General features: G+C 37.1%; 11 protein-coding genes and 2 tRNA genes. 2 read left to right on the plus strand and 11 right to left on the minus strand.

Translation table 11 applies throughout. The features are described 5' to 3' along the window. Window positions 1–9: 9 nt before the first annotated feature. The 6 genes from thiI to IGJ23_RS10505 form a co-directional block, all read right to left on the minus strand. The gene (gene thiI / locus IGJ23_RS10480) at window positions 10–1,221 is read right to left on the minus strand and encodes a tRNA uracil 4-sulfurtransferase ThiI (protein ID WP_010718731.1); all 1,212 of its coding nucleotides are present in this window, start codon (window positions 1,219–1,221) and stop codon (window positions 10–12) included. Between the two features lie 18 nt (window positions 1,222–1,239). Next, window positions 1,240–2,382, minus strand: coding sequence for a cysteine desulfurase family protein (locus IGJ23_RS10485; RefSeq protein ID WP_010738070.1), 1,143 nt, complete (start codon window positions 2,380–2,382; stop codon window positions 1,240–1,242). Window positions 2,383–2,537: 155 nt separating this feature from the next. Then, a complete protein-coding gene (locus IGJ23_RS10490) occupies window positions 2,538–4,259 on the minus strand; it encodes a septation ring formation regulator EzrA (protein ID WP_010718733.1) in 1,722 nt (573 codons plus the stop codon). A 222-nt stretch (window positions 4,260–4,481) separates the two neighbouring features. Beyond that, window positions 4,482–5,012 carry an HAD family hydrolase gene (locus IGJ23_RS10495; protein WP_438774938.1) on the minus strand — a complete coding sequence of 177 codons (531 nt, stop codon included), beginning with the start codon at window positions 5,010–5,012 and terminating at the stop codon, window positions 4,482–4,484. Window positions 5,013–5,076: 64 nt separating this feature from the next. Beyond that, window positions 5,077–5,916: a Cof-type HAD-IIB family hydrolase gene (locus IGJ23_RS10500; protein ID WP_034698936.1), complete on the minus strand. Its 840-nt coding sequence runs from the start codon at window positions 5,914–5,916 to the stop codon at window positions 5,077–5,079. A gap of 14 nt (window positions 5,917–5,930) precedes the next feature. After that, window positions 5,931–6,764: a DUF72 domain-containing protein gene (locus IGJ23_RS10505; RefSeq protein ID WP_178285716.1), complete on the minus strand. Its 834-nt coding sequence runs from the start codon at window positions 6,762–6,764 to the stop codon at window positions 5,931–5,933. Between the two features lie 155 nt (window positions 6,765–6,919). On the opposite strand from IGJ23_RS10505, the gene IGJ23_RS10510 reads away from it, so the two are divergent. Next, a complete protein-coding gene (locus tag IGJ23_RS10510) occupies window positions 6,920–7,888 on the plus strand; it encodes an asparaginase (RefSeq protein ID WP_438774939.1) in 969 nt (322 codons plus the stop codon). Window positions 7,889–8,383: 495 nt separating this feature from the next. Here the strand turns inward: IGJ23_RS10510 and IGJ23_RS10515 are convergent, their stop codons facing one another. The 4 genes from IGJ23_RS10515 to IGJ23_RS10530 all read right to left on the minus strand — a co-directional run bounded on the left by IGJ23_RS10515 (window position 8,384) and on the right by IGJ23_RS10530 (window position 11,840). Continuing rightward, complete coding sequence (locus IGJ23_RS10515; protein ID WP_438774940.1) at window positions 8,384–9,121, minus strand: acyl-ACP thioesterase domain-containing protein; 738 nt, start codon at window positions 9,119–9,121, stop codon at window positions 8,384–8,386. Between the two features lie 15 nt (window positions 9,122–9,136). Further along, a complete protein-coding gene (locus IGJ23_RS10520; RefSeq protein WP_010718739.1) occupies window positions 9,137–9,970 on the minus strand; it encodes a fructosamine kinase family protein in 834 nt (277 codons plus the stop codon). Between the two features lie 282 nt (window positions 9,971–10,252). Continuing rightward, window positions 10,253–11,581: an aminopeptidase C gene (locus IGJ23_RS10525; RefSeq protein WP_053765753.1), complete on the minus strand. Its 1,329-nt coding sequence runs from the start codon at window positions 11,579–11,581 to the stop codon at window positions 10,253–10,255. 185 nt (window positions 11,582–11,766) lie between these two features. Then, window positions 11,767–11,840 (minus strand) — tRNA-Asn (locus IGJ23_RS10530). A 207-nt stretch (window positions 11,841–12,047) separates the two neighbouring features. Between IGJ23_RS10530 and IGJ23_RS10535 the strand changes: the two genes are divergently transcribed. After that, window positions 12,048–12,120 (plus strand) — tRNA-Thr (locus tag IGJ23_RS10535). A gap of 459 nt (window positions 12,121–12,579) precedes the next feature. Here IGJ23_RS10535 and IGJ23_RS10540 read toward each other — a convergent pair. Further along, window positions 12,580–12,930 (minus strand): iron-sulfur cluster biosynthesis family protein, encoded by a 351-nt coding sequence (locus IGJ23_RS10540; protein ID WP_438774941.1) that lies wholly within the window; start codon window positions 12,928–12,930, stop codon window positions 12,580–12,582. Window positions 12,931–12,944 lie beyond the last annotated feature (14 nt).

The following is a 12,944-nucleotide window of genomic DNA, read 5'->3' on the forward strand; positions in this document are numbered from 1 at the left end:
TCAAGACTCTTATAACAAATCAGCAAATTCTTCTACTTGTTCAGCTTCGGTAGCTGTATGGATCGTTTCCATTTTTAAACCAGAAAGAGCTCGTTCGATCATTTCTTCGATTGGTAAACGTTCTTCGTATTGATGAACTTTATCAAGGCGTGGTCGAGTCTTTGGTTGAGGTGGGGCAAAAATCGTACAGCAATCTTCAAATGGTTGGACTGAAAGCTCAAAGGTATCGATTTGTTCAGCTACTTCAATGATTTCTAATTTATCCATCGTAGCAACTGGACGAATGATAGGCGTATTCGTTACTTCATTGATAGCAACCATGCTTTGTAAGGTCTGGGAAGCTACTTGTCCTAAAGACTCCCCGTTAAGGATAATCAACCCATGGCGTAATCGGCGGATCTCATCCGTTAATCGCAGCATCATCCGTCGAGTAATCGTCATCCAGTACCCTTGCGGAATGTTTTTCTTGATTTCTTCTTGGATCTCAGTAAACGGTACCTCGATAAACTCAATTTTACCGACATAAGGAGTCAATTTTGCTGTTAAATCTTTTGCTTTTTGCAATGCCTGCTCACTCGTGTAAGGTGGACTAGCAAAGTGGACCGCTTCAATTTCGACACCACGCTTCATGGCAAAGTAACCAGCCACAGGTGAGTCGATTCCACCAGACAACATCAACATGCCTTTACCACTCGTTCCCACTGGCAATCCGCCTGCTCCTTTAATCGTTTCATAGGATAGGTAAGCAGCATCTCGACGGATTTCTACCCGTAGTGGAATATCTGGTTTACGCATTTGTGCTTCTATATCAGGGAAGATATCTACCACCGCATTTCCTAACGTTTGATTTAATTCATTACTTGTTAATTCAAAGTCGTGGTCACTACGTTTCGCAATAATTTTAAAGGTTTCTTTTCCTGTATAGACTTCTTTCATGATAGCTTGAACTGCATCTTTTAACTTTTGAACATCTTTTTCGATTCGAATACTTGGTGAGAAATTTTGGATACCGAAAATTTTAGCCAATTTAGGTATAACTAATGCACTATCAGCACCATTTAACAGTAGGTGCATCCGGTCACGATCAGCATGGATCTTGATTTCGGGAAAATCACTCAATGCTTGACGAACATTTTGAGCAAGTTGCATAATAAAACTTTTACGGTTTTTTCCTTTTGTTGACAGTTCACCATAGCGGACCATGATTTCACTATATTTCACAAAAACACTCCTTATTGATTAATTGATGGTTGAAAATTTCTTATATAATTGTTTAAAAATGATCATAAATTGTTCTACTTCTGCCATAGAATTACTTTCATCTAAACTAATGCGAACAGCTGACGTAGCTAAATCATCAGGCACATGCATGGCATGCAACGTGCTACTTGCAAGGTGTTTACGAGAAGAACAAGCACTAGTTGTAGAAATAAATATTTGTTTTTCTTCTAACGCATGAACAAGGACTTCTCCTCGAATCCCTTTGAGTGAAAAACATAAGATATGTGGTGCATAATCTTCTCCCTCTGAAAAAATAGTCACTTTTTCATAGGCTTTCAAAGCGTTGATCAATGCCTCTTTTAAATGTTTGGTGTGATCTGGCTTTTGAAGTTTTCGATCCAGTGCAATTCGTAAGGCTTTCGCCATTGCGACAATCGCAGGAACATTTTCTGTTCCACTTCGTTGATTTTTTTCTTGGCCACCGCCATTAAGAAGCGGTGCTAAACGTCGTCCCTTCTTCCAATAAATAAAACCTATACCACGTGGTCCATGAAATTTATGAGCTGAAAACGTCGCAAAATCAACTCTTTCGGTCAGCCATTCAGATAAAGAAACTTTTCCGATTGCTTGCACAGCATCCACATGAAAATGGATTTTAGGGTATTCTTTTAGCAACTCACTGATTTCTAAAATTGGTTGGATTGATCCAATTTCGTTATTGACTGCCATGATTGAAACCAATACCGTGTCTTTACGAATTAGTTTCTTCAATTCATCAACAATGACAAATCCTTGATTATTTACTGGCGCTATACTAACTTCTACCCCTAGAGATTTAAGTTGTTCAGCTGTTTCACTTACAGCAGGATGTTCTATCCCAGAGATGATCATGTGGTTTCCATATTCACGTTTTTCAATCATCGTCCCTTTAAGTACCCAATTATCGCCTTCTGTCCCACCAGAAGTAAAATAAATTTCATCTGGAGTAACAGTGATCAGCTCAGCAATTTGTTTTCTAGCTTGTTGTAACAAACGGTTTGCTTGATTGCCTAAATCATGCAAACTTGACGGATTCCCAATAATCCGCTGACTTGTCTTTATATAGGCATCTAAACTTTGCGGAAAGATTGGGGTTGTCGCACTATTATCAAAATATATCATAAGAAACCCCTCTTTTTTGAAATTCTTTACTATTATAACGGTTGTCCCAATTGCTTTCAAGAGGAGGTTGTTTTTTCAGAAAGTTTCGTGTAATTGAACACGAAAAAAGACAACACTTGGTGGATTGACCAGTGTTGCCTTTTTAGTTAGTTTTATTAAACTAAATCAGGATTCTTAAAATAAAAATCTTCAATTCGCTTGAAAGCACCAGGTTCAACACGTTCGAGTGCTGTACCGATCTCATCCAGAGCTTCTTGATAATGATGTTCCTTATTGAATAAGTAATAACTTTTATCAATTGCTTCTCTGATTTCTTCATGTGTGTGGCGATAACGATTTGCATACTGTAGCATTTGTTCTGTCAGTGCTGCAGCATCCACTAAATCATGCGTTTTCTTATCAAGTAAGTCTAAATCTTCTTCACATAACGTAACTAAGCGATTGACTTCTTCCATATTGACTCTGATTTTATTTAGCACGATACTTAGCTCTTCAATCCGATCAGTTGCCACAAAGAAAAATTCTAAATAATCATTTGGTAGACCAGGCAAACGTTGTTGTTCTACAAAACGTTTCAAATTACGCAATTTAAATTCGAAAGTATCGATTTTTTCTTGCGCTTCTTTTTCACCTTTTCTTAACTCGTGTAGTGAGTCATCGATTTCAACTTGTTGGTTTTCGATATCTTCTAAAACTTTGAATACTTTTTTATAGAAAGTCCGTACTTCAGAATATGGTAACAAGTGTTGCTGGATTTGTGGTTTCATCTGTTCGTTTTGACGTTCGATTTCTTCCACTTCTGTTTGGAATCCGCGTACTCGACCAATTTCATTATGATTCAACGCATAACTTTGAGCAGTATGATCTAACTCAATCAATAATTGACGATTGTTTTTTGTGGCATGTTTGATGTATTGTTCAATGGTTGCTTGATTGGTTGTGACATAATTTTGGGCTTCCATTTCCCGCTCTAGAATGTCATAGAGCGAATCAATCATACTAGCAGTTTCACGATTCTCGAATTCAACCGTTTCAACTTCTGTTTTTTCAAGATTTGCTAATGAACTTTCAATACGATGGCTTACTTTTTCAATCTCACCAACAAGATCTTCTTCTGGGAAAACATATTGTTCCTGCATCAATTTTTCATAAGTTTGCTGGATTTCTTCCAGTTGTTCTGGGAAAGTAGTGTTCAAATCTTCAAATAACGGCGGAACTTTTTTCATCAAAGCTTCAACTTCATACGTATGTTTTTCTGCTTTATCCAAAACTTCTCGAGCTTCAACAGGATCACCTGAAGTATTCAATGCAACAAATTGCGTGAATTCATTTTCGATCATCTTGACTTGCTTTTGTAATTCAGGAAACGCAGGACCGTATTCTTGCTCATCTTCTCTGATTGTTTCTTTCAGTTCTTCATAGACATCCAAAGCTTGCTGAACCGCTAGTGAATTACGTTCTTCTGTTTCACGTAACTCTTTTAGTCCATCACGAATCTCAGAAACTTTCTTTTCCATTTGGTCCATGGTTTTTTCTGCTTCGATCACAGCTTTTTTACCTTTTAAAAATCGGAAACTCTCATTAAGATTTTCTACTTCAAAAATTTGACTTTCTAACTCAGCAAACGAGGAAGTGGATATGTCATTCCATTTTTGACTCCATTCACGAAAGGTATTTTGGCTTTGCCCCACCAGATGCATTTTTTTAACATCATCGACTTCTTCAATCACAGGCAAGTCGAATAATTCTTCCTTGCGCTTTTCCAAGGCGTCCAATCGATCTTGGTTTTTTTTCTTCATATAGTAACTAACCAAAAAGACGACTAGGGCGACTATAATGATTGCTATGACGATTCCGATGATAACATTATTTCCCATTTAAGGTACCTCCGTTTTCAATATGCATCTATTTTTTATGCTTAGTTAAATAATTTGTGTGCATAAAACAATAAATACGTCTTCCGTGCAAAAGACATCTATTGTAAATTATAACACACAATTTTTAAGCATTCACTAACTTCATCGAAAATCTTTTATTCCTACCTAGAAAATAGCATAACCAGTATGAAACGCCGGTTTATTTTGGTTTGTTTCGTCTATTCAAGACTGTTTCTTTCGAGTCGCTTGGGCGATTTGCCGTTGAATTTCTTTAGCGATCTTAGGTTCAGGGGCACACTGCTCTTCCCAGTTATCAGGTTTTAATACCTTATTCGTGACCGGATGATAATGTGGTTTACCATCTGGGAATAATTTCCCCATGTTTGCTTGGTGAACGATCTCAAATATCCTCGTAGGATCAACACCCAATAATGAAAAAGAACCATAAGTAAAATATAAAAGATCGGTTAAAGCATCGACTTGCTCGATCAAAGGTGCTTGTCCCCATTCTTTTTTAGTCAACATTTTTTGTTCTGCTTTCTCTAATGCTTCGTGAAGAGCTGTTACTCCTTCGTGTAATTGTTCCTGATCTCCCTGACAATTGGCCGCAATCAATTCGACTAATTCTTCGATTTTAAATTCTGCACGATAAATGGCTGCTTGTTTCGAAAATGCAGTCGGTACATCAGGTGAACGAGGATCAAAAATTTTATGAAACTCTTCTACTTGTTGAAAGGGTGTTTTCTCAGACATCTTTTTCTACCTTCTTTTCTTACTTCTCTTAACATTTTTACTGAAGTCTAGTCTATCAACTGTTTTAGTAAATCAAACCATAATGCTTCAGTCCTTGATAAATTCCGTCTTTTTCATTGGTATCCGTCACATAATCAGCAGCTTGCTTAACTTCTTTTTGAGCATTCCCCATAGCAACCCCGATTCCGACACCTTCCAGCATCTCAATGTCGTTATAATGATCACCAAATGCCATGATCTCGGTCATTTCGATCCCCATGTCTTTGGCAAAGGCTGCAATTCCTGAAAGCTTTGAGCCACCTTTTGGAATGATATCAACGGTATACGCATTGGACCGTTGAAAGCTGCACTCCGGAAACCGCTCTTCTAATTTTTCTTGTTCTGATTCCTGACTCAATAAAATACATTGGTAAATTGGCTCATCAAGAATCTCCAGTGCCTCATATCGCTTTTTCTGTCGATGTGGGCTAAAAATTTGCAGTCCTTTTTTCATCAATCGAACGGGAAATTTTTTTGGTAATAAACTAACTAAACGTTTGATTAAAATCGACTGTCCTAATAGCATCGTGGTCGAACCAGCTAGTTGATCTCTTCCACCAAAAATGATCTGGCGATGGTTCTTATCAGCATATTCCACGATCTTACTTAAAACGACTTGATCAAATGGTTGATCTACAATCGTTCGTTCGGCAGTAAATACCAATTGTCCATTATAGACAACATACATATCTAATTCCAATTCATCAATCACTTCTTTGATTTTAACTGGACTCCGCCCAGTTGCTACACCACACAATATCCCATTTTTTCTAGCATAGCTAATCGCACGTTTAGTCGAAGCAAGTGCTTTTGAACGGTCGTTGACTAATGTGCCATCAATATCAAAAAAAATTGCTTTGATCATTCAACGCTCCCTCTCTAAAATAAATCCATTTGTTGTGGGTTTAAGCCTTCCGGTTTTATTTTTAATATTTTTTGTAAAGCTAACGCATTTTCTGCAGCATCTCCACCAGAATTGTTGTTAAAGATAACTCCGATTTCTTTCGTTTTTGAGCTAACAGAGTCAATAGCAGTTGCTAGTTCTCTCAGTTCCTGCTCAGAATAGCGATAAAGAGTTCTTTTTTTACGCCAATCTTTATCATTGGCCTGCCAACCTTGAGCATTTCTTCCGTGAAACCTGAAAAGAGCAAAGTCTGGATTCGTGATGAATGGGTCAAAAGGAACTGTTGTGTTTAACAACTGTGGTTCATCAATTACTGCCAAAGAAAATTCTGCTCGAGTCATGAAGCTTCTCGTGCGCTCAACGAATTCCTCACTGTACCACGAAAAGTCCCGAAGTTCGATTGCTACCGGATAGCCAGCAAACCATTTTCGAAGCTTACGTAGGTATTGTACACTTTCCTTGGTGCATTTAAAGGAAGCTGGAAATTGGACTAAAAAACAAAAAAGCTTGTTCGCATCACTCATTGGTTTCATTACTTCCAGAAATTTAGCAATCATTTCTTCTTCTGTTTGATAATATTTTTCCCAGTCTCCTTGACCACTAATCCCTTGATACGCCTTAACAACAAAACGAAAATCATTTGGAACCTCTTGCACCCATTTTTCTACCGAAGTTCGTCTTGGGATTCCATAGTAAGCTGTATCAAGCTCCACTAATGGCAAATATCTAGCATACTCATAAAGTGTGTTATTCTTTTTTCCAGTCAATTTATCATGTTCTTTAAATGAGGTTAATCCGATTCGTATCATTTCAAGCCACCTTTGCTTTTCCATCCAAAAATCAACTATGTATAGTGAGATTTACTACTCATTGCTCAATGCCACGGATAGCAAAACTCTTTCATATAGTATACAATAAGCGTTAAAGCCTATGCAAAATTATATGTAAGGAAGTCCGAAAAAAAATGAAAAAAATTCTAATTTTACACACTGGCGGAACGATTGCCATGAGAGAAAATCTTTTAACTGGTGGAGTGAGTCCTGATGTTGTGAATCCTTTGCTAGATGCTGAAATTGAAATTCCAGAAGATGTTGATTTAGTAATAGAAGATATCTTTAATCTTCCTTCACCTCATATCATGCCTAAGCATATGTTGATTTTAAAAAATCGGATTAATGAAGCCTATCATTTGGAGTTTGACGGTGTTGTAATCACTCATGGAACAGATACGTTAGAAGAAACCGCCTTTTTCTTAGACACGACGATTGGAGATAAACTGCCGATCGTACTAACTGGCGCTATGCGATCCAGCAACGAATTAGGGAGCGATGGGCTGTACAATTTCGAGAGTGCTATTCGAGTCGCTAGTTGTAAGGAAGCAAATGGAAAAGGTGTATTGGTCGTAATGAACGATGAGATCCACTCCGCACGTTACGTGACCAAAACCCACACGACAAATGTTGCCACTTTTCGTACACCCACATTAGGTCCAATTGGTCTAGTAACAAAACATCGGATCTTATTTATGCAAGAATTACTAGAAACTACACGCTTAGATATCACTTCAGTCAATGGTACGATCCCAATCGTTAAGGCTTATGCGGGGATGCAAGGTGATCTATTAGAAGCTATCGCCCATACCAAAGTAGATGGCCTAGTGATCGAAGCTTTAGGAGCTGGCAATTTACCACCACAAGCTGTAACAGCTTTGAAAAAATTATTAGTACAAAAAATCCCAGTGGTCTTAGTTTCCCGGTGTTTTAATGGGATAGCAGAACCTGTTTATGACTACGAGGGTGGCGGAAAGGAATTAGCAAACATGGGGATTATTTTTTGTAATAGCATCAATAGCCAAAAAGCTCGCATCAAACTACTGATTGCCTTGAATCACGGGTTAAAAGATCAATCATTGATTTCGTTTATTACTCAATAAGTTATAGCTAAATCACATACAAAAATTCCTGACATTAAAATTCCGTTCTAAAAAAATCCAGTGTTCGTTTAGCAATTGAACCAATTTTGCGCATTCTTTTTTCAATCATGGAAGGTTATCGATCCTTACCTATTACTGGATATCCAAAAGTCTTATTTCCATGTTAGAATGTCCAAAAGTATGAACACCTAAAGAATTCTTTATTATTCAGCACTTCGGCAATCAATCAAAAAAGAGGTTGAGACAAAAGTGTTCAGCATCAAGAAATAAGAAGGAATTTCCGAAAATTGCTTCTCAAATTTTTGGTAAATTTCGGCTTATTTCCGAAGATGCTACTTTTGTCTCACCGTTTATTCGTTTTTAGAGATACTAGAAGAGACTGAGACAACTTTTGTCTCAGTCCCTTTTTTCCCTTGTTGTTCCTGCTTATTTCCCAGAGCTAGACACTTCTGCGACAACCTCTTTCCAATTGGAACATCGTTTGCTATTAGCTGTTTATTTATTTTTCCAAGTGATATTTGCTTCACAATAGAGTTGTTCTTGCATTCTGATTTCATGTCTTGTTTTCACACCATGTTCCATCTCTACTTGTTCATAATGACTTTCAATTTCATTTCCATATTCCACTTCTTTGTCAAAACGGATCAAAACTTTTTCTGGTACATGTGTCGTCAAGAAATCATAGCCTAAGACATCAATAATCCAGTTGAAATACATGGCATTGTTCACATGTTGGTTACTATCGATATCATAGAAACGCACGCGATAAGGTAACATCGTGCCCGATTCGATCTTTTCTATTTTTTCTTGCCGTTTGATTTTTTTGATTTTTTCGCTTTCAAACGGTGCAATAATTTCTTCATTGACGCTACTCATTTTCCGATTCACAAAATCCATTAATACAAAAACTGATTCTATTTTTACCAGTTCTGTACCTTCTTCATCATGAATCCAAAAATTACGATAACAAAAGAATTTATTGTACTCCATGGCTTGTGTTGTTATAGAAATCGTCTCTCCTACTTTAGGCAAACGAGTGATTGTCATTGAATAATTAGTAATGACCCAAGTCAGTCCAAAACTATTGACAAATTTACTGCCACGATTAAGCGCATCACTTTGATCTTCCGATGTCTTGATCACGATTCCTAACATTGATGGAAATGTCATGGTCTGATTAATGTCACATTCATAATATGAAACTTCATGTTTTTTTGTATATCTCTTTGCCAAAAAAACACCCTCCTCTTATCTTTTCGCTAATAATTGATCCACTTGTGAACCATAACTTTCCCCAAACATATTTAGATGGGCTAACAAATAATATAACTGGTAAATCGGCAATCGCTTTTCCCAATTTTTTTCCAAAGGATAGACCATTTGATAACTTTGTAAAAACTCTGGACGAAATCCACCAAATAGCTGGCTCATAGCTATGTCCTGCTCACGATCACCGTAAGAAACGGCTGGATCAACGAAGACTGGCTCTCCTTGCTGATCAAAGAACACATTACCACTCCACAAGTCGCCATGCAAGAGGCTAGGGACAATCTTTTTATCACTAAAGTTTTCTAACACATATTGCTTAAAAGAAATAAATGTTTCTTGGCGGTTTTGATTCCAATGGTTGTTTTTTTGTGCCAAAGCAATTTGACTTTCTAGACGATTTTTGAAGAAGAAAAGCCACCAATCTTCTTCCACATGATTGAATTGCGGAACGGTCCCTAAATAGTTATCCTTTCGATACCCAAATTGAGGAGCGGTTACCTTGTGCAATTTCGCCAAAGAAACGGCTAGATCTTTTTGATCTCCTTTACCAGGTTCGATCCATTCCATCAAAAGATAGGCACCATCTTTTTGTTCACCCAGCATGTAAGTTTCAGGTACTCGAACGTAGGGAGCTAGTTCTTTTAACCCATCCACTTCTGCTTCAAAAAAAGACTTTCCAATATTAGGATGAAGCTTTAAGAAATATGATTTATTTTGCTCTTCAATTCGATACGTTTGATTAACGTCCCCACCAGTGATAGGTATCACTTTGCCTTCTAATTGGATTTCTGCTAACACCGACTGAATATTCATCTCTACTCCTCCTCACATGCTTTTCCAACCTATTTGTTAGCTATCATTATATCACAGAGAATCTAAAACAAAGAAAATGAGTCTAGTAACTCTTTGTTCAACAGTAAAAGCCCATTGCTCATATTTATAGACAAAAAAAGAGAGGCTTCTTTCAAAATTAGCAACCCTACTAATTTCGAAGACTAACCTCGTCTTTCTTTCAATCCCTCATTTACTTTCTTTTTCAGTAATCTGAGACACCAATTCGTCTATTTTCTTCATACTTTGAGTAGAATCAGTTTTTTAAGCCAATGCGCCCATTGGATCCCAAGGAGCTAAAACGATTGGTTCTTCATTGAAGGCTTGGAGTTGCTCTTTCGACAACAAATCTTTGCGAACAACGATTTGATACGTGTATTCGTTCATCCAATCGTCACTCATTACAAAAAATCCTTTATTGCCAACTTTTTCTCCCCAGCTATTTTCGACTTTCCATTTCGTTGATTTCCCATCAACAAGATCGACTCCCGTCAATACCATCGCGTGGGTCATTAAGCTTTCACCATAATCTAAACGTTGTGCTTTAGTCATCGTAAAATCTACATCGAATAAGTCATCCATGTCGTAAACATCCAGTGCCATGACCCCACTATCTCTAGTTGAAGATTGTCCAACATCACAACCAAACCAAACGGACTCTCCTTGTTCCAGTTGGGCAATAGCCAACTGTTTAAACGTTGACATATCTACGTTCAAGTAACGAACTTCTTTCCCGCCAACCACATTACCTAACATTTCTACAGTGTAAGAACGATCAAAAGGTTTGTCTTTTGTCGGTGCATTGATGATGCTAACGTAATCATCTAGTTTTACACCAATATATTTATCATAAAAGAGTTGAGGTGTAAGCTGTTGGTCAATATGATAATTGTTTTCTTCGTCACGGTATTCAAAATCAAATTCTTTTGGTGGTGTTCCTAAGGAGATGGCTAAAAATTGATAGATTCCTTCTAGCATTTCCTCTTTTTTTGCTTGAATCGCTTCAGCAGTTTCACCACCGGCAATCATTTCACGTAAGACCGTCGCATCTTTACGCAACAATTTATTCAAGTAATTATTTAAATCTCGTGAATTTGAACTATTTGCACTTTCTGGCATAACAGATTTAGGAACTACACCATATTTCTGGAAGAGGGAAACAATCATATCCCATTGTCCGCCATCTTGTTGTGGGGTTGTTAATAAAAAGGCTACTTTTCGGCTATCTAAGGCATCATTCCCTGTTGCGATAATATTTTCATAAAAATAATTAGCTTTTTCATATTTGTCCCAGAAAAACGTATAGTTTTGTGATAATTCAAATTCTTTCAAATGGAATTGATTGAGCAATTTATGTCGGAAAGTATTTAATGCTGCAAACATCCAGCAACGACCAGATTGTTTCTGATTTGAAACCTTTCCCGTTGTTAAATCAATTGAAAAAACCGGTGTATTAGACACATGGGCAGCCACATTTTCAGCAGAAGCGGTGATCCCATTTTTTACTACCGCTCTTTGTAGAGCTTGTTGCTTGTTGTTTTCTTCAAAACCTTTTGCAAATTTTTTCGTCATTTCAGGTGTAATAGCTTTCATCCAATCATCCTTCCAATCAAAAATATATCTTTAATTCTACCCTTAAGTGGTTTGAAATACAACGACTCACTTTTAATCGTTACAACAAATCGGCTGAATCCCCCTCACGACAACCCTTTTTTGTTATTCTCAAAAGTTTTTGAGAATAACAAAAAAACCACAGCCTCTAAGCTGTGGTTGAAGTACTCCGGCAGTAGGACTCGAACCTACGACATCATGATTAACAGTCATGCGCTACTACCAACTGAGCTATGCCGGAATCAAGTACATGTATATAATATCAATTTATCTTAAATAACGCAATACTTTTTTTACATATTTTTTTGTTTTTTCACAAAAATCACTGTCCAAAATTTGTTATTTATACAATTTAGAATGATCATCCTATGAAACCCAATTTTTTTTGTTTTAGATATTGACAAAATTGATTATTTTCGTTATTCTATTACTTGTATTAAGAAATCATGCCGCTTTAGCTCAGTTGGTAGAGCGCTTCCATGGTAAGGAAGAGGTCGCCGGTTCAAGCCCGGCAAGTGGCTTACTTAGATAACGTAACCTGTTGTTTTAACAATAAGGTTACGTTGTTTTTTTATCTTCATTTTTTTAAATACTATATGATTTTATAGCTAATAAAACTAAGCTGTAATGAATAGCTAGTTGTAAATAAACGTAAAGGACTAGTGCCTTAGATATAAATCTTAGGTTTACTCTAATAACGAGTAAACAGTGTTCAATCAACCACTCCTTGCAATAAGCCTGAATTTTTCATAATATGAGAAGCTGTTTCAAGATCCCCATCCTTATTGGCCCTGCAATTACTCATCGCAGTTTCTATTTAGTGAGCGCTCAGATCAAAACGCTCTTTTCGCATCCTCTGATCTACGATGTTCCAAGTAGTATCGAAAATAAGCTGGAGAATCCAAAAAATAAGAAGAACTATTTTTGGATTCTCCAGCTTATTTCTCAGTGCTAAACACTGCTGTCACAACTGCATGTCTTTAAGGGCGTAAATCAACTAGAGGGACTTGGTTATCCAAAGTTCCACTAGGGGATTCAAGTTTAAAACTATTTAAACGGGGGTCTAAAGTTAACGTCATCGTTTCATCCATGTACATTTTTGAATAGTCTTTGATATAAATGGCTCCCATATCACTGTCAATCTTCATTGGATAGTCTGTTTTCTCTTGTTTGCTAGCTAATAACAATAGACGGAAGCTCGTATCTAACGAACACACACCCATCTTAGAATACTTACCCACACCATCATCTAGGTCAAGAATGATGATGGCACCTTCTTGGATATACTTTTCTAATCTTTCCTGCGCTTTTTCAGAGATTTTTAAATACATATTACCTTCCACCT

Origin of the sequence: Enterococcus sp. DIV1682a, from assembly GCF_051711005.1 — a bacterium.
Taxonomy (GTDB): domain Bacteria; phylum Bacillota; class Bacilli; order Lactobacillales; family Enterococcaceae; genus Enterococcus_B; species Enterococcus_B hirae.